Source organism: Burkholderia sp. PU8-34 (genome assembly GCF_053427725.1).
Genome location: NZ_JBSAXC010000002.1, coordinates 127,925 through 145,647, shown reverse-complemented (window position 1 = coordinate 145,647; position 17,723 = coordinate 127,925). Strand labels below are relative to the sequence as shown.

At 68.2% G+C, this 17,723-nt stretch carries 11 protein-coding genes; 8 read left to right on the top strand and 3 right to left on the bottom strand.

All coding sequences use genetic code 11. The features are described 5' to 3' along the window. Positions 1 to 168 precede the first annotated feature (168 nt). The 5 genes from ACV22Z_RS05395 (at position 169) to ACV22Z_RS05375 (ending at position 9,580) form a co-directional block, all read left to right on the top strand. On the top strand, positions 169 to 993 hold the full coding sequence (locus ACV22Z_RS05395; protein ID WP_448075293.1) for an IclR family transcriptional regulator: 825 nt from the start codon (positions 169 to 171) through the stop codon (positions 991 to 993). Positions 994 to 1,232: 239 nt separating this feature from the next. Next, positions 1,233 to 2,585: an MdtA/MuxA family multidrug efflux RND transporter periplasmic adaptor subunit gene (locus ACV22Z_RS05390; RefSeq protein WP_448075292.1), complete on the top strand. Its 1,353-nt coding sequence runs from the start codon at positions 1,233 to 1,235 to the stop codon at positions 2,583 to 2,585. A 15-nt stretch (positions 2,586 to 2,600) separates the two neighbouring features. Further along, positions 2,601 to 5,714, top strand: coding sequence for an MdtB/MuxB family multidrug efflux RND transporter permease subunit (locus ACV22Z_RS05385; protein WP_448075291.1), 3,114 nt, complete (start codon positions 2,601 to 2,603; stop codon positions 5,712 to 5,714). Between the two features lie 3 nt (positions 5,715 to 5,717). After that, positions 5,718 to 9,026 carry an efflux RND transporter permease subunit gene (locus ACV22Z_RS05380; protein WP_448075290.1) on the top strand — a complete coding sequence of 1,103 codons (3,309 nt, stop codon included), beginning with the start codon at positions 5,718 to 5,720 and terminating at the stop codon, positions 9,024 to 9,026. 170 nt (positions 9,027 to 9,196) lie between these two features. Further along, positions 9,197 to 9,580: a VOC family protein gene (locus ACV22Z_RS05375; RefSeq protein ID WP_448075289.1), complete on the top strand. Its 384-nt coding sequence runs from the start codon at positions 9,197 to 9,199 to the stop codon at positions 9,578 to 9,580. A gap of 54 nt (positions 9,581 to 9,634) precedes the next feature. Here the strand turns inward: ACV22Z_RS05375 and ACV22Z_RS05370 are convergent, their stop codons facing one another. Further along, positions 9,635 to 11,146: an NYN domain-containing protein gene (locus ACV22Z_RS05370; protein ID WP_448075288.1), complete on the bottom strand. Its 1,512-nt coding sequence runs from the start codon at positions 11,144 to 11,146 to the stop codon at positions 9,635 to 9,637. A gap of 371 nt (positions 11,147 to 11,517) precedes the next feature. Between ACV22Z_RS05370 and ACV22Z_RS05365 the strand changes: the two genes are divergently transcribed. Further along, positions 11,518 to 12,147 (top strand): SDR family oxidoreductase, encoded by a 630-nt coding sequence (locus ACV22Z_RS05365; RefSeq protein WP_448075287.1) that lies wholly within the window; start codon positions 11,518 to 11,520, stop codon positions 12,145 to 12,147. Positions 12,148 to 12,235: 88 nt separating this feature from the next. On the opposite strand, the gene ACV22Z_RS05360 is transcribed toward ACV22Z_RS05365, so the two are convergent. Continuing rightward, complete coding sequence (locus tag ACV22Z_RS05360) at positions 12,236 to 12,796, bottom strand: peroxiredoxin (RefSeq protein ID WP_448075286.1); 561 nt, start codon at positions 12,794 to 12,796, stop codon at positions 12,236 to 12,238. Positions 12,797 to 13,088: 292 nt separating this feature from the next. Here ACV22Z_RS05360 and cdpA point away from each other — a divergent pair, with 292 nt between their 5' ends. Both cdpA and ACV22Z_RS05350 read left to right on the top strand, forming a co-directional pair. Next, positions 13,089 to 14,831: a cyclic di-GMP phosphodiesterase CdpA gene (gene cdpA / locus ACV22Z_RS05355; RefSeq protein WP_448075819.1), complete on the top strand. Its 1,743-nt coding sequence runs from the start codon at positions 13,089 to 13,091 to the stop codon at positions 14,829 to 14,831. A 27-nt stretch (positions 14,832 to 14,858) separates the two neighbouring features. After that, positions 14,859 to 16,364: an HDOD domain-containing protein gene (locus tag ACV22Z_RS05350; RefSeq protein WP_448075285.1), complete on the top strand. Its 1,506-nt coding sequence runs from the start codon at positions 14,859 to 14,861 to the stop codon at positions 16,362 to 16,364. 140 nt (positions 16,365 to 16,504) lie between these two features. Here the strand turns inward: ACV22Z_RS05350 and ACV22Z_RS05345 are convergent, their stop codons facing one another. Next, positions 16,505 to 17,299, bottom strand: coding sequence for an ABC transporter substrate-binding protein (locus ACV22Z_RS05345; protein WP_448075284.1), 795 nt, complete (start codon positions 17,297 to 17,299; stop codon positions 16,505 to 16,507). Positions 17,300 to 17,723: the final 424 nt, after the last annotated feature.

Here is a 17,723-nt window from a genome sequence, read left to right as displayed (position 1 = left end):
GTTGCAGCTTACGGCAACGAAAGCTTCAGCGTTTTCCTAATAAACCAAGGGTGAACCCGTAAAATCCCATCTCATGACCGATTCACCCATATAACATGCATCTTTTGACAATCATCCTACGATACCGACAAAATTGAAATACAGTTTCGGAAATTGAGAGAACCTCCCGTGTCGATACCTGCGCATCCTCCCGCTCCCCGCGAACGCGAATCGTCGCCCGACGAGATCACCGCGCTCGCGCGCGGCCTTGCTGTCCTGCGCCGCATCGCGGCCGCCGACGCGCCGGTCAGCAATCGCGAGCTGACCGAGCTGACCGGCATCCCGAAGCCGACCGTGTCGCGGATCACCGCGACGCTCGTCAGCGCCGGCTTCCTGTTCCAGCTGCCGGACAGCGAACGCTTCGTGCTCACCGCGTCGGTGCTCGAGCTGAGTCACGGCTTCCTGCGCAACTTCGACATCCGCGCGCGTTCGCGGCCGTTCATGATCGAGCTGGCCGAACGCACGTCGCTGTCCGTGCACCTCGCGGTGCGCGACCGGCTCGACATGGTCGCGATCGACGTGATCCGGCCGCGCTCGGCGGTGCTCGTCACCCGGCTCGAGATCGGCTCGCGGATGGACATCGCGCGCACCGCGGTGGGCCGCGCGTATCTCGCCGCGCTCGACGACAACGACCGCCGCGCGCTGATCGACGCGCTGCGGGCCGCCGCCGGCGACGACTGGCCGCATGTGTTCGCGCGGCTCAACCCGGCGCTCGACGAGGCGACGCGCCACGGCCACGCGATCGCGATCGGCGAATGGCGCGAAGGCCTGAACGCGGTCGCCGCCGGTTTCGTCGGGCCGTCGGGCCAGTGCTACTCGGTCAACTGCGGCGGCGCATCGCACCAATGCCCGCCCGACTGGCTCGAGGAACACGTCGTGCCGGCACTGCACGAGTGCATCGCGAAGATCACCCGCGAGATCGGCGGCGCACCGGCCCGCCGCAGCGGCAACTGACCCGTTTGCCATCATCCTGTCGCGTTCTGTAACGACCGTAACCCGTTGAAAGATAGGGGGCTGGACTGTAACGGGGACGGGACGTAGGATCATGCCCATCGTCGCGCCGCATCCGCGGTGCGCACCGCTCTTTTCCCGCGCGGGTCGGGGCCCGGCCGGCCCGCCAGATGCCGCATGCCCACGCGCGGCCCGCTTGCGCTCCGTACGCAGCGCGCCGCGTCGTCATCCAGACAGAACCGATGGACCATCAACAAAAGCCCACGCCCCCCGCGCACGAACCTGCGCCCGCCTCCCCCGCCGCGCGCCGCCCGCGCCGCAAGCTGATGGCCGGCGCGCTCGCGCTCGTCGTGGTCGGCGGCCTGCTGTGGTGGCACCCGTGGCGCAGCACGGCCAGCGGCCCGTCCGGATCGGCCGGCGCCAGCGCCACTGCCGGCAAGCGCGGCCGCGGCGGCCCCGCCGCGATGGCGAACGTCCCGCAGCCCGTGCAGGTCGCGACCGCGACGCACGGCGAGATGCCGATCGTGCTGTCCGCGCTCGGCACCGTGACGCCGCTCGCGAACGTGACCGTGAAGACGCAGCTTTCGGGCTACCTGCAGGCCGTCGCATTCCAGGAAGGCCAGATCGTGAAGAAGGGCGACCTGCTCGCGCAGATCGACCCGCGCCCGTACCAGAACGCGCTCGAGAACGCCGAGGGCACGCTCGCGCGCGACCAGGCGCTGCTCGCGACCGCCCGCCTCGACCTGAAGCGCTACCAGACGCTGCTGTCGCAGGACTCGATCGCGTCGCAGACGGTCGACACGCAGGCGTCGCTCGTCAAGCAGTACGAAGGCACCGTGAAGACCGACCAGGCTGCGATCGATTCGGCCAAGCTGAACCTCGTCTACGCGCACATCACCGCGCCCGTGTCGGGCCGCGTCGGCCTGCGCCTGGTCGACCCCGGCAACTACGTGACGCCCGGCGATACGAACGGCATCGTCGTGATCACGCAACTGCAGCCGATGAGCGTGATTTTCACGACGTCCGAGGACAACCTGCAGGCGATCCTCAAGCAAGTGAACGCGGGCAGCAAGCTGTCGGTGACGGCGTACGACCGCAGCAACACGAACCCGCTCGAAACCGGCTCGCTCGCGACGCTCGACAACCAGATCGACACCACCACCGGCACGGTCAAGCTGCGTGCGACCTTCGATAACAAGGAAGGCCGGCTGTTCCCGAATCAGTTCGTCAACACGCGGCTGCTCGTCGACGTGATCCGCGACGCGACGATCGTGCCGACGTCGGCCGTGCTCACCGGCTCGATCGGCCAGTTCGTGTATATCGTGAAGCCGGACAACACGGTGACGGTGCGCAAGGTCAAGATCGGCCCGGTCGACGGCGAACGCACGAGCATCGTGTCAGGCGTCGCGCTCGGCGAGCGGGTCGTCACCGACGGCTCCGACCGCCTGCGCGAAGGCTCGAAGATCACGATCCCGGCCGACAAGCCGAAAGGCGCGTCGGGCGCACACGGCGCGCGTGCCGCGTCGGGCGCAATGGGCGCCTCCGGCACGAAGGGCGGACATCACGGAGGCGCATCGCAGGCGCCCGCCCAATAACGCACGGGCTGCCCGATGAATCCGTCCCGCATCTTCATTCTCCGGCCGGTCGGCACCGCCCTGCTGATGGCGGCCATCTTGCTGGCCGGCCTCGTCGCGTTGCGCTTCCTGCCGCTCGCGGCGCTGCCCGAGGTCGACTACCCGACCATCCAGGTCCAGACCTTCTATCCGGGTGCGAGCCCCGAAGTGATGACGTCGTCGGTCACGGCGCCGCTCGAACGGCAGTTCGGGCAGATGCCGTCGCTGAACCAGATGTCGTCGCAGAGCTCGGCCGGCGCGTCGGTGATCACGCTGCAGTTTTCGCTCGACCTGCCGCTCGACATCGCCGAGCAGGAAGTGCAGGCCGCGATCAACGCGGCCGGCAACCTGCTGCCGTCCGACCTCCCCGCCCCGCCGATCTACGCGAAGGTCAACCCCGCCGACGCGCCGGTGCTGACGCTCGCCGTCACGTCCAAGACGCTGCCGCTCACGCAGGTGCAGGATCTCGCGGATACGCGGCTCGCGATGAAGATCTCGCAGGTCGCGGGCGTCGGCCTCGTCAGCCTGTCGGGCGGCAACCGCCCGGCCGTGCGGATCCAGGCGAACCCGACCGCGCTCGCGCAGTACGGGCTGAACCTCGACGATCTGCGCACGACGATCTCGAACCTGAACGTCAACACGCCGAAGGGCAACTTCGACGGCCCGACGCGCTCGTACACGATCAACGCGAACGACCAGCTGACGAGCGCCGACCAGTACCAGAGCGCCGTCGTCGCGTACAAGAACGGCCGGCCCGTGATGCTGACCGACGTCGCGAAGATCATCGACGGCTCGGAGAACACCAAGCTCGGCGCGTGGGTCGACTCGGAGCCCGCGATCATCCTGAACGTGCAGCGCCAGCCGGGTGCGAACGTGATCCAGACGGTCGACGCGATCAAGACCCTGTTGCCGAAGCTGCAGGAATCGCTGCCCACGGCGCTCGACGTGCACGTCGTCACCGACCGCACGACGATGATCCGTGCGGCCGTGCGCGACGTGCAGTTCGAGCTCGGCCTCGCGGTCGCGCTCGTCGTGCTGGTGATGTACCTGTTCCTCGCGAACATCTATGCAACGATCATCCCGAGCCTTTCGGTGCCGCTGTCGCTGATCGGCACGCTCGCGGTGATGTACCTGTCCGGCTTCTCGCTGAACAACCTGTCGCTGATGGCGCTGACGATCGCGACCGGCTTCGTCGTCGACGACGCGATCGTGATGATCGAGAACATCGCGCGCTACGTCGAGGAAGGCGACTCGGCGCTCGAGGCCGCGCTGAAGGGCTCGAAGCAGATCGGCTTCACGATCATCTCGCTGACGGTGTCGCTGATCGCGGTGCTGATCCCGCTGCTGTTCATGGGCGACGTCGTCGGGCGGCTGTTCCATGAGTTCGCGATCACGCTCGCGGTGACGATCGTGATCTCGGCGATCGTGTCGCTGACACTCGTGCCGATGATGTGCGCGAAGCTGTTGCGTCATTCGCCGCCGCCCGAGAGCCACCGCTTCGAGGCGCGCGTGCACCAGGCGATCGACTGGGTGATCGCGCGCTATGCGGTCGCGCTCGAATGGGTGCTGAACCGCCAGCGCTCGACGCTCGTCGTCGCGGTGCTGACGCTCGTGCTGACGGGCCTCCTCTACGTGCTCGTGCCGAAGGGCTTCTTCCCGCCGCAGGATACCGGCGTGATCCAGGCGATCACGCAGGCACCGCAGTCGATCTCGTACGGCGCGATGGCCGATCGCCAGCAGCAGCTCGCGGCCGAGATCCTGAAGGATCCGAACGTCGTCAGCCTGACGTCGTTCATCGGCGTCGACGGCACCAACATCACGCTCAACAGCGGCCGGATGCTGATCAACCTGAAGGACCGCGACCAGCGCACGGAAACCGCGGCCGAGATCATCCGCGACCTGCAGCAGCGCGTGTCGGCCATCCCGGGCATCTCGCTGTACATGCAGTCGGTGCAGGACCTGACGATCGACTCGACCGTCAGCCCGACGCAGTACCAGTTCATGCTGACGAGCCCGAACCCCGACGAATTCGCGACCTGGGTGCCGAAGCTCGTCGCGCGCCTGAAGCAGGAGCCGTCGCTGGCCGACGTCGCGACCGACCTGCAGAACAGCGGCCAGTCGGTGTACGTCGAGATCGACCGCGCGAGCGCCGCGCGCTTCGGCATCACGCCCGCGACCGTCGACAACGCGCTGTACGACGCGTTCGGCCAGCGCATCGTGTCGACGATCTTCACGCAATCGAACCAGTACCGCGTGATCCTCGAGTCCGAACCGAAGGACCAGCACTACGTGCAATCGCTGAACGACCTCTACCTGCCGTCCGCGAGCAGCGGCCAGGTGCCGCTCTCGTCGATCGCGACGTTCCACGAACGGCCGTCGCCGCTGCTCGTGTCGCACCTGTCGCAGTTCCCGTCGACGACGATCTCGTTCAACCTCGCGCCGGGCGCGTCGCTCGGCGAAGCGGTGAAGGCGATCGACGCGGCGGAGAAGGAAATCGCGCTGCCCCCGTCGTTCCAGACCCGCTACCAGGGTGCGGCGCTCGCGTTCCAGGCATCGCTGTCGAACCAGCTGTTCCTGATCCTCGCGGCAATCATCACGATGTACATCGTGCTCGGCGTGCTGTACGAGAGCTACATCCACCCGATCACGATCCTGTCGACGCTGCCGTCGGCGGGTGTCGGCGCGCTGCTCGCGCTGATGATCACCGGGCACGACCTCGACATCATCGGCATCATCGGCATCGTGCTGCTGATCGGCATCGTGAAGAAGAACGCGATCATGATGATCGACTTCGCGCTCGAGGCCGAGCGCGCCGAGGGCAAGCCGCCGCGCGAGGCGATCTACCAGGCGTGCCTGCTGCGCTTCCGGCCGATCCTGATGACGACGCTCGCCGCGCTGCTCGGCGCGGTGCCGCTGATTGTCGGCTCCGGCGCCGGTTCCGAGCTGCGCCAGCCGCTCGGTATCGCGATCGCGGGCGGCCTGATCGTGTCGCAGGTGCTGACGCTGTTCACGACGCCCGTGATCTATCTCGGCTTCGACGCGCTCGCGCGCCGCGTGCGCGGCTGGTTCGAGCGCCACGGCCCCGCCGCCGGCACGCGCACGGATGCGTAGGCCATGAACCTGTCGCGCCCCTTCATCACCCGCCCCGTCGCGACGACGCTGCTCGCGCTCGGCGTCGCGCTCGCGGGCCTGTTCGCGTTCGTGAAGCTGCCCGTGTCGCCGCTGCCGCAGGTCGATTTCCCGACGATCTCGGTGCAGGCGTCGCTGCCGGGCGCGAGCCCGGAGACGGTCGCGACCAGCGTGACCAGCCCGCTCGAGCGGCACCTCGGCTCGATCGCCGACGTCTCCGAAATGACATCGACGAGCACGGTCGGCAACGCGCGGATCACCCTGCAGTTCGGCCTGAACCGCGACATCGACGGCGCCGCGCGCGACGTGCAGGCGGCGATCAACGCCGCGCGCGCCGACCTGCCCGCGTCGCTGAAGAGCAACCCGACCTACCGCAAGGTCAACCCGGCCGATTCGCCGATCATGATCGTGTCGCTGACGTCGGAAACGTCGTCGCCGGCCAAGCTGTACGACGCCGCGTCGACCGTGCTGCAGCAATCGCTGTCGCAGATCGACGGGATCGGCCAGGTGACGGTGAGCGGCTCCGCGAACCCGGCGGTGCGCGTCGAGCTGCAGCCGCACGCGCTGTTCCACTACGGGATCGGGCTCGAGGACGTGCGCGCGGCGCTCGCGTCGGCGAACGCGAACAGCCCGAAGGGCGCGATCGAGTTCGGCCCGAAGCACTACCAGCTTTATACGAACGACCAGGCGTCGCAGGCGTCGCAATACCGCGACCTCGTCGTTGCATACCGCAACGGCGCGGCCGTGCGGCTGTCCGACCTGTCCGACGTCGTCGATTCCGTCGAGGACCTGCGCAACCTCGGTCTTGCGAACGGCAAGCGCGCGGTGCTCGTGATCCTGTACCGCTCCCCCGGCGCGAACATCATCGAGACGATCGACCGCGTGCGCGCGGCGCTGCCGCAGCTCACGGCCGCGCTGCCCGCCGACATCACGGTCACGCCGGTGCTCGACCGGTCGACGACGATCCGCGCGTCGCTGAAGGACACCGAGCACACGCTGCTGATCGCGGTCAGCCTCGTCGTGATGGTCGTGTTCCTGTTCCTGCGCAACTGGCGCGCGACGCTGATCCCGAGCGTCGCGGTGCCGATCTCGATCATCGGCACGTTCGGCGCGATGTACCTGCTCGGCTTCTCGATCGACAACCTGTCGCTGATGGCGCTGATCGTCGCGACCGGCTTCGTCGTCGATGACGCGATCGTCGTGCTCGAGAACATCTCCCGCCATATCGAGAACGGCACGCCGCGGCTGCAGGCCGCGTTCGACGGCGCGCGCGAAGTCGGTTTCACGGTGCTGTCGATGAGCCTGTCGCTCGTCGCGGTGTTCCTGCCGATCCTGCTGATGGGCGGCATCGTCGGGCGCCTGTTCCGCGAGTTCGCGCTGACGCTGTCGCTCGCGATCGCGGTGTCGCTCGCCGTGTCGCTGACCGTCACGCCGATGATGTGCGCGCGCCTGCTGGCCGAGGCGCACGACAAGCGCGACGAGGGCCGCTTCGCGCAGTTCCTCGACCGCTGCTTCACGCGCCTGCAGCGCGGCTACGAGCGCTCGCTGTCGTGGGCGCTGCGCCATCCGCGGCTGGTCATCCTGATCCTGTTCGCGACGATCGGCCTGAACGTATACCTGTACATCGTCGTGCCGAAGGGCTTCTTCCCGCAGCAGGACACGGGGCTGATGATCGGCGGGATCCAGGCCGACCAGAGCACGTCGTTCCAGTCGATGAAGCTCAAGTTCTCCGAGATGATGCGGATCGTGCAGGGCAATCCGAACGTGAAGAGCGTCGCCGGCTTCACCGGCGGCACGCAGACCAACTCGGGCTTCATGTTCGTCACGCTGAAGGATCGCACCGAGCGCAAGCTGTCGGCCGACCAGGTGATCCAGCAGCTGCGCAGGCCGCTCGCCGATGTCGCGGGCGCGCGCACGTTCCTGCAGGCCGCGCAGGACATCCGCGTCGGCGGCCGGCAGAGCAGTGCGCAGTACCAGTTCACGCTGCTCGGCGATTCGACGCCCGAGCTGTACAAGTGGGGGCCGATCCTGACCGAGGCGTTGCAGAAGCGCAAGGAGCTCGCCGACGTGAACTCCGACCAGCAGCAGGGCGGCCTCGAGGCGATGGTGACGATCGACCGCGCGACCGCCGCGCGGCTCGGCATCAAGCCCGCGCAGATCGACAACACGCTGTACGACGCGTTCGGGCAGCGCCAGGTCTCGACCATCTACAACCCGTTGAACCAGTACCACGTCGTGATGGAAGTCGCGCCGCAGTACTGGCAGAGCCCGCAGATGCTGAACGAGATCTGGATCAGCACGTCGGGCGGCAGTGCGAGCGGCGCGCAGACGACCAACGCGGCAGCCGGCACCTATGTCGCGACGTCGGCCGGCACGTCGAGCGCCGGCACGGCCGCGCAGAGCGCCGCCGCGATCGCGTCCGATTCCGCGCGCAACCAGGCGCTCAACTCGATCGCGGCGAGCGGCAAGTCGAGCGCGTCGTCGGGCGCGGCGGTGTCGACGTCGAAGTCGACGATGGTGCCGCTGTCCGCCATTGCGTCGTTCGGGCCCAGCACGACGCCGCTCGCGGTCAGCCACCAGGGCCTGTTCGTCGCGACGACGATCTCGTTCAACCTGCCGCCGGGCGTGTCGCTGTCGCAGGCGACACAGGTGATCTACCAGACGATGGCCGAGATCGGCATGCCGCCGACGATCCAGGGCAGCTTCCAGGGCACCGCGCAGGCATTCCAGCAGTCGCTGAACGACCAGCCGGTCCTGATCCTCGCCGCGCTGATGGCCGTGTATATCGTGCTCGGCGTGCTGTACGAAAGCTACATCCACCCGATCACGATCCTGTCGACGCTGCCGTCGGCCGGCGTCGGCGCGCTGCTCGGCCTGCTGCTGTTCCAGACCGAGTTCAGCATCATCGCGCTGATCGGCGTGATCCTGCTGATCGGTATCGTGAAGAAGAACGCGATCATGATGGTCGACTTCGCGATCGACGCGACACGCACCGGCGGGAAATCGTCGTTCGACGCGATCCACGAGGCGTGCCTGCTGCGTTTCAGGCCGATCATGATGACGACGATGGCCGCGCTCCTCGGCGCGGTGCCGCTCGCGTTCGGCAGCGGCGACGGCGCCGAGCTGCGCGCGCCGCTCGGGATCGCGATCGCCGGCGGCCTGATCGTGTCGCAGATGCTGACGCTCTATACGACGCCGGTCGTCTACCTGTACATGGATCGGCTGCGGGTGTGGGCCGAGAAGCGGCGCGGCAGCGGCAGTTCGGCCGGCGGGCCGGCGGTTGCCGGCGAGTGACGATGCGCCCGGTCGCACATGAGCCCACGCGGCTTGCGGCCGCATGGGTGCAGCGGCGGCGGCCGCCGCGCCCGGGTGTCGTCGATCCCGGCTTGAACGCGGGCGGACATCGCCTATCGTGTGTGCATGCGCATCGCCGCGCCTTTGGCCGGCGCACGAGGGGACACGCCATGAACGTCCAGCTGAACCACACGATCGTCTGGTGTCACGACAAGGCCGCGTCGACCCGGTTTCTGACGGATCTCCTCGCCTTGCCGCCGCCGGTCCCGTTCGGGCCGATGCTGGTCGTCGAGCTCGACAACGGCGTGTCGCTCGACTTCTACGAACGGGCGGGCGACATCACGAAGCAGCACTATGCGTTCCTGATCGACGAAGCCGCGTTCGACGCGGTCTTTGCGCGGATTCGCGAGCGCGGGATGCCGTACTGGGCCGATCCGTCGAAGCAACGCGCCGGCGAAATCTACCGGCACAACGGCGGCCGGGGCGTGTATTTCGACGACCCGGACGGCCATTTCCTCGAAGTGATGACGCGGCCCTACGTGCTGGGCGGCTAGCGGGGAGCGCGGACAGCCGCGTCGAGCGGCCGCTGCAGCACGTGTCAGCCAGCCTTACTCTGCAGCCGGCGTGGTCTTGCGCGGACGACGGGCGCGCGGCGCCGACTTGCGAGCGGGCTTTTTCGGCTTGGCGTCGTCGGCTGCGGTTTCCGCAGGCGATTCGACCGCAGCGGCCGCAGCGGCTGCTTCACGCGACGCCGCCGCACCGGCCCCGTTTGCGTCCGCGGGCGTCGCGCCGGCGGGTGCCGCATCGTGCGGGCTGGCGTCAGCCTGCGCCCGGTCCCCGTGCTTCTCGTCCGCGTGGTGTTCGTCGCCGTGCTTGTGGCCGGCTTCCTTGTGGCCGGCTTCCTTGTGGTCGCCGTGCTTGCGGGCGCCATGCTTCGCGTCCGCATGCCCCGCATCCTGCGCCACCGCCTTCCTTGCACCGCCCTTCTTGACCGCCGCCTTCTTCGCGGTGCTCTTGCGTGCGCGCTTGCGATCGTCCTTCCGATCGTCGTGCGCTTCCTCCGTGGCCGTGCCACCTGCATCGGCGCGATCCGACGGCACCGGAGCAATGGCGACTGTGTCGTCGATTTCGGCCGCCTCGGCCGTTTCGGCCTCGACCGGCACCGCAGGCTCGTGCGCAACCGGCGCCGCATGCCGCGCGTGGCGGCGCTCGTGCTCCGCGCGCGCGCGCTCGGCCACGCGGCCGTCGTCCCGCGCAGCCGGCACGTCGGCAAGCACGACAGGCTCCGCCACCGCGCTCTGGCGCGCCCGCGACACGAACGCGCCCGACTTGTCGTCGCGGCCGACCTCGAGCAGGCCGCGCGCCTGCGCCTCGTCGAGCAGGTTGCCGAACGCGCGGAAGCCGTAGTACGACTCGTTGAAGTCGGGCTTGCGGCGCTTGATGGCGCTCTTGAGCACCGACGCCCAGATCTTGCCGACGTCATCCCGCTCCGACGCGAGCGCATCGAAGGTCTCGACCGCGAGCGCGATCGCCTCGGCCCTGCGCACCTCCAGTTCGGGCTTGCGCGACGGCTCGTCCGGCCGCCTCGCGCCGCCGTTGCCCGCCCGCTGCTGCTGCTCGCGCTTCGCGAGCGCGCGCTGCTGCTCGCGCACGAGATCGTCGTAGAAGATGAATTCGTCGCAGTTCGCGACCAGCAGGTCCGACGTCGATTTCTTCACACCGACGCCGATCACCTTCTTCGCGTTCTCGCGCAGCTTCGACACGAGCGGCGAGAAATCCGAGTCGCCGCTGATGATCACGAACGTGTCGACGTGCGACTTGGTGTAGCAGAGGTCGAGCGCGTCGACGACGAGCCGGATGTCGGCCGAGTTCTTGCCCGACTGGCGCACGTGCGGAATCTCGATCAGCTCGAAGCTCGCCTCGTGCATCGCCGCCTTGAAACCCTTGTAGCGATCCCAGTCGCAATACGCCTTCTTGACGACGATGCTGCCCTTCAGCAGCAGCCGTTCGAGCACCGGCTTGATGTCGAACTTCTCGTACTTCGCGTCGCGCACGCCGAGCGCGACGTTCTCGAAGTCGCAGAACACCGCCATGCTGACGTTATCGAGGGGTAATGCCATGTGTACTCCAACCGGTTGGCCGACGCGTTGTATTGCGTAGCGGCAGGAAATGCGTGGCGCACATGATAGCCGGTCGGCGGGGTCTCACCCGTGATACTTGCGCGCCGGCGGCTTCGCCGTCGCCGATCAGCCCGGCCGGTACGCCCGCGACGCTATGCCCACGACAGTACGCCCTTGCCGCTACGCCCGCGCCGGTACGGCCTCGCCGGTACGCCCTCGCCGGTACGCCCTTGCCGGTACGCCCTTGCCGGTACGCCCTCGCCGGTACGCCCCCATTTTGGCGCCCGCCGCTGGGTCAAATCGACATACACTTGAGTATCGGTCGTCCGTCCCCATCTGGACAGGCGACGCACGGATCAAGGAGCGGTTTCATGACGACGAAGGTACTGCTGATTGGCGCCGCCGGCCGCACCGGCCAGGCCTGCGCCGATCTGCTGCTCAAGCAGCCGGAATTCGAGGTCACGGCGCTCGTGCGCCGGCACGGCTATACGCTGCCGGGCGCGAAGGTGATCGAGGCCGACCTGACGGACGACTTCTCGCACGCGTTTCAGGGCATCACGCACGTGATCTACACGGCCGGCTCGGCCGAGTCGGAGGGCGCGGCCGAGGAGGAACAGGTCGACCGCGACGCAGTCGCCCGCGCGGCCACCTACGCGCTCGCGTGCAACGTGCAGAAGCTGGTCGTGATCAGTTCGCTGTCCGCCTACTGGCCCGAGCGCAGCCCTGACGCGCTGCGCCATTATTCGCAGATGAAACGCGAAGGCGACGACCACGTGATCGCGTCAGGCGTCGACTACGTGATCCTGCGTCCGGGCCCGCTCGCGGACGGCCCCGGCGTCGGCAAGATCGCGCTGACCGAGGAGCGGCTCGACCACGCGCCGCCCGTGTCGCGGCAGGACGTCGCATGGGCCGCCATCGAGGCGATCAAGCTCGGGATCTCGAAGAAGACGATCGGCTTCGTCGGCGGCAGCGTGCCGATCGAGCAGGCGCTGCGCGCATGAGTTCCGCGGGCGCCGACGCGACAGCCGCGCGGATGCCCCGTCCTCTGCTGCCCCGCTCCGCGGCGTGCCCGCGGGGCGGCTTTCGCGCTCACTTTTTCGGGTGCGACTCCACCCAGGCCTTGACGGCCTCGAGCGTGTTCTCGACGTGCTTGTCCGGCGACAGGCTCGTGTACTCGTACAGGATCTTCCCTTCCGGCGAAATCACGTAGGACACGCGGTTCGCGCGGTTGAGCGCGGGCAGCTTCGCGTCGTACTCGCGAATGATCTTCGCGTCGGGATCGGCGGCGACCGGGAACTTGCTGCGGCACTCGCTGACCGAAAACTTCGTCAGCGTGTCGATATTGTCTGCGGATACGCCGATCACCGTCGCGCCGTATGCCTTGTAGCGGTCGACCGCTTCCGCGAACGCGTGCGCCTCGATCGTGCAGCCTTTCGTGAACGCGGCCGGGTAGAAATACAGCACGACCGGCCCCTGCTTCAGCGCGTCGGCGAGCGAATACGTGTAAGTCTTGCCGCCCAGCGACGCCTGCGTCGTGAAATCCGGCGCCGGATCGCCCGGCTTCAGTTCCGCCTGCGCGGTCAGCGCATAGCCCGCGACGAGCGTCGCCGCCGCGATACTCGCCATCGACACCATCAGTTTTCGCTTCATCTGCGTCCTCATTTCTTATAAAGTCAGCCTCGATGTGTGACGCGCCGGCGTTCGACACTCGAACATCGGCACGTGATCCGGTTGCATGCGATCCGCATGGGTGGCCCGCTCACGAGCGGACCACACGCTAAAGATTCCGCGTGGTTTGCCGTTATTCCTCACGGACAGCCGGTTCCAGCCCTTCACGTCAGCGAGAAACATGGAAGCCAACAGGAAACAGACGCCTCGCAAGGGCTCCTGGCGCAGCGCCTTGCACACGCTGCGCCGCTTCGCCTGGTCGGGCGGTGCGCTGATGCCTGCGCGCGCCGGCGCGCCGCGCCGCGACGACACCGTGCGCAACTGGCTGGAACAGACGGTCGGCCCGGTGGACTTCCTCGCGCACGTCGACCGCGAGCTGCGCTTTCTCTATGTATCCGATGCAAGCCTGCGCTTCATCGGCTACCACCGCGACTATCTGCACACGCTGACGCTGCGCGACCTGATCGCGGAACAGGATACCGCGGCGCTCGAAGACCTGCTCGCCCGCGCCGCGCGCTCCGGCCACGTCGAAAAGGCGACGATGTGCATCGTCAAGTCGCTGACCTATCCGCTCGATGTCGAGGTGCGTGCGGTCAAGAGCCGGCACCACGGCGTCGACGGCTTCGCGATCGCGGCGTTCGACGTGTCGTCGTGGCGCGCGCTCGAGGCGCGCCTGACTTACGAAATGCACCACGACCCGATGACGGGGCTCGACAACCTGTCGGCGCTCGTGCCCGCGCTGATGCGCGCGCAGCAGATCGCCGACGAGACGGGCACCTGTGCGGCGCTGCTGCTGCTCGACCTCGACGATTACCAGCGGATCAACCGCGCGCTCGGCTACGACGCCGGCGACGCGCTGCTGCGCGAGACCGCGCAGCGGCTGCAGGCGCTGATGGCGCCGGACGAGCAGCTCGCGCGGGTCGCGAGCGACAAGTTCGCGATCGTGCTCACCGCGCCGAGCCGCGCGCAGGCGTGCGACATCGCGGGCGCGCTCGGCCGCCGGCTGCAGGCGGCGGTGCGGCAGCCTTACGCGTATCACGGGCAGCCCGTGCACCTGTCCGCGAGCGTCGGCATCGCGCTCTATCCGGACGAGCGCGCGGCCCCGCACCGGGCACAACACCACAGCCCGCTGTTGCGCCGCGCGGACCACGCGCTCGCGCAGGCGAAGGCGTCGGGCGGCAGCGCGCTCGCGTTCCATACGCCGGTCGACGACCCGGCCGACGCCGAACGCCTGAAGCTCGAGGCCGACCTGTACGACGGCGTGCGCAACGGCGAGTTCTCGCTGCACTTCCAGCCGATCACGCGCAGCCAGTCGGGCGCGGTGGTCGGCGTCGAGGCGCTGATCCGCTGGCGCCACCCCGTGCACGGGCTCGTGCCGCCGGCGACGTTCATCCCGCTCGCCGAATCGATCGGCCTCATCAACTACCTCGGCAACTGGGTGCTGAAGGCCGCGTGCATGCAGCTCGTCGCGTGGGACCGCCAGGGGCTCGCGCTGCAGTACGTCGCGGTCAACGTGTCGCCGCAGCAGTTCCGCGATCCGCGCTTCACGCAGAGCGTGCGCGAAGCGATCACGCTCACCGGCATCGACCCGCGCCGCATCGTGCTCGAGATCACCGAGAGCCTCCTGATGCACGACCCCGCGCATGCGAAGGGGCTGCTTGAGGAACTCACCGATCTCGGCATCCGCTTCGCGATCGACGACTTCGGCACCGGCTATTCGAGCCTCGCGTACCTGCAGCGCTTCCCGCTCGCGAAGCTGAAGATCGACCGCAGCTTCGTCGAGAACCTGCTGACATCGCGCAACGACCGCGCGATCGTGTCGGCGGTCGTCGGCCTCGCGCAGACGCTGGATCTCGAACTCGTCGCCGAAGGCGTCGAGACCGAGGCGCAGCGCGAGCTGCTGACCGAGATGGGCTGCAACCACATCCAGGGCTGGCTGGTCTGCAAGGCGCTGCCGTCCGAGGAACTGGCGCAGCGCTTCGAGGCGCAGCAGCTGCGCCTGCACGCGGCCGCCTGACGCGCCGCCGGGAACAGAACGGATCCTATGTCAATCACCGAACACCTGCCCCGGACGGCGCTGCTCGACAAGCTGTGGGCCCGGATGAACGAACGGGGCGATTTCCCGCTGCTGTCGGATTCGCTGCGCGCGACGATGGCCGCGATGAAGAACGACGACCTGGACTTCACCGCGCTCGTACGCGTCGTGCTGTCGGACTTCGCGCTCACGCAGAAAGTGCTGCGGCTCGCGAACTCCGCGATGTACATGGCGTTCGGCGGCAACATCACGACCGTCACCCGTGCGCTGATGGTGCTCGGGATGGACGCGGTCGGCCATCTCGTCGTCGGCCTCAAGCTCGTCGATCACTTCCACCAGAGCACGCCGCGGCGGATCGACGCGAAGCTCGAGCTGAACCGCGCGCTGCTGTCGGGCTGCGTCGCGCGCAAGCTGACAGAGCATGCGGACCTGCGCGCCGGCGAGGAGGCAGTCGTCTGCACGCTGATGCGTCAGGTCGGCAAGCTGCTCGTCGTCTGCTACCTCGACAGCGAATGGGACCGGATCCGCCGGCGGGCGGCCGAGCTGCACGGCGACGAGGCCACGGCCTGCGTCGACGTGCTCGGCGTCGGGTTCGATGAGATCGGCCTCGAGGCCGCCGCACGCTGGCGGCTGCCCGCCGTGATCCGCGCCGGCATGGCCGACGACGTCCGCCTCGCCGAGCTGGCGGACGGCGGCGCGCCGCAGGACCACGCGGACGTCAGCGACGACGGCGACGACAGCAACAGCCCCGACAGCGATGTGCGCTGGCTGCGCGCGGTGAGCCGCTGCTCGACCGACGTCGCGGCCGCGCTCGTGATGCCGGCCAGCCCGCAGCGCGACGCGCGCATCGCATCGCTCGCGCAGCACTATGGCGCGGAGCTCGATACAGGGCCCGATGCGCTCATCCAGATCGCCGACCAGCTCGCGCGCGAGGAGACGAGCGACACCGTGATGCGCGAAATCATCGAGCTGCGCGCGAACGCGGACGCATTCGCACGCGCGCAGGCCGAGCCGGAAGTCCGCCTGGAGGCCGGTCTCGCCGACCTGCGCGCGCTGCCGTCCGAGCATGTGCTGACGCCGGTGCTCGCGCTCGCGTCCGAAAGCCTGCTCGCGGGCCTCGCGTTCACGCGCACCGTGATGTTCGTGCGGCACGATGACGGCACGTTCGCCGCGCGCCTCGGCTTCGGCCCCGGCGTCGACGCGGCGCTCGGCCAGCTGCGCTTCAACGAGCGCTTCGAGCCGGACGTGTTCCATCTCGCGATCACCAACTCGGTCGGCATCTTCATCGAGCAGGCGCAGGACCCGAAGATGGTGAAGCGCCTGCCCGCGTGGTATCTGGACGCGTTCGACGACGCGCAAGCGTTCGTGCTGCTGCCGGTGCGCGTCGGCACGTCGACGACCGCGCTGCTGTACGGCGACTGGGTCGGCACGCAGCGCGCGCGCAAGATCACGCAGCAGGAAATGGGCGTGCTCAACGAGCTGGCGCGGGAGCTGAGCCGGTTCTTCAAGGCCTGAGCGGCCCCGGCCGCGCCTGACGGCGCTGCGTACCCGCAGCGCGTTGCGCTCCCCTTCTACCCCTTTCCACCCCCGCCCCCGAAAGCAAACCGGCCGCAAAAGCGGCCGGCTGCATCGTGCGACGGGGTCGGATCGCGCGCTTACTTGAGCGTTACAGGCACGCTGAAGTACTTCTTCGCGAGGTTGTCGATCGTGCCGTCCGCCTTCAGTTCCTTGAGCGCCTGATCGAGCGCGGTCTTCAGCGCCGCGTCGTTCTTGCGCAGGCCGAAGCCGACGCCCGAGCCGAGGATCTCGGCGTCGCTGACGGTGCCGCCCGCGTACCCGAAGCCCTGGCCCTGCGGCTTCGACAGGAAGCCCTTCGCGCCCGCTTCCGAATCCTGGAAGGTGGCATCGAGACGGCCCGACTTCAGGTCCGCGTACGCGAGATCCTGCGTCTGGTAAGGCACGACGTCGACGCCGGCCGGCGCCCACTTCTTCTTCGCATACGCTTCCTGGATCGTGCCCTGCAGCACACCGACGCGCTTGCCCTTCAGCGATTGCGGGGTCGGCAGCAGGCCGCTGCCCTGCTTCGCGATCAGCTGGTTCGGGATCGTGTAGATCGGATCGGTGAACGCGATCGCGTGCTTGCGCTGGTCCGTGATCGTCATGTCCGAGTTGATCGCGTCGAACTTGCGTGCCTGCAGCGCCGGGATCAGGCCGTCGAAGTCGTTCTCGACCCACACGCACTTCGTCTTCAGCTTCGCGCACACCGCGTTGCCGATGTCGATGTCGAAGCCGGTCAGCTTGCCGTCGGGCGTCTTGAATTCGAACGGCGCGTACGAAGCCTCGACGCCGAAGCGGACCTCCTTAAGGTCCGCAGCAAACGCGCTGCCCGCCGCCACGGCCACTGCCGCTACCGCCGCGTGCGCGGCCACTTTACGCCAAACCAACTTCATTAGAGGGTCCTCCTGATACGAACGGGTATTTCTGGAACAACGTGCGCGCATCATTGCAGGGTCAAATTACCCGGACAATCGCGATGCGGCGCCGTGATGCGGCGCAACAGCCGCAAGGCCGCGATTGTACCAATCCGCGCGCGCCGTCACGGCAAAGCGGCCGGCCGGGCCGGTTGCTGCACTGCGTGCATGGCGCCGTGCGAACTGCATGTCGAACTTGCAAGACGATGTCGCAAATACGCAAGGGATCCGCGTCGCGCACGCGATCGGGACGACTTGCATGCAATGCCACCGGCCCGCGACTGGCAGGCAGGTGCATGGAAAAATGGGGGAAAACGGCAGTTGATACGGGATGCGCGGCAGAATGCCGCGAAGCGCCACACACGCATCGTGCACGACGGCGCGGGCATGTGCCGCGCCGCCA

Coding starts and splice junctions, on each gene's coding strand:
- cdpA (WP_448075819.1), top strand. CDS start 13,089: ATGCCTGCGCGCGCCGGCGCGCCGCGCCGCGACGACACCGTGCGCAAC.
- ACV22Z_RS05345 (WP_448075284.1), bottom strand. CDS start 17,299: ATGAAGTTGGTTTGGCGTAAAGTGGCCGCGCACGCGGCGGTAGCGGCA.
- ACV22Z_RS05365 (WP_448075287.1), top strand. CDS start 11,518: ATGACGACGAAGGTACTGCTGATTGGCGCCGCCGGCCGCACCGGCCAG.
- ACV22Z_RS05390 (WP_448075292.1), top strand. CDS start 1,233: ATGGACCATCAACAAAAGCCCACGCCCCCCGCGCACGAACCTGCGCCC.
- ACV22Z_RS05360 (WP_448075286.1), bottom strand. CDS start 12,796: ATGAAGCGAAAACTGATGGTGTCGATGGCGAGTATCGCGGCGGCGACG.
- ACV22Z_RS05370 (WP_448075288.1), bottom strand. CDS start 11,146: ATGGCATTACCCCTCGATAACGTCAGCATGGCGGTGTTCTGCGACTTC.
- ACV22Z_RS05375 (WP_448075289.1), top strand. CDS start 9,197: ATGAACGTCCAGCTGAACCACACGATCGTCTGGTGTCACGACAAGGCC.
- ACV22Z_RS05350 (WP_448075285.1), top strand. CDS start 14,859: ATGTCAATCACCGAACACCTGCCCCGGACGGCGCTGCTCGACAAGCTG.
- ACV22Z_RS05380 (WP_448075290.1), top strand. CDS start 5,718: ATGAACCTGTCGCGCCCCTTCATCACCCGCCCCGTCGCGACGACGCTG.
- ACV22Z_RS05385 (WP_448075291.1), top strand. CDS start 2,601: ATGAATCCGTCCCGCATCTTCATTCTCCGGCCGGTCGGCACCGCCCTG.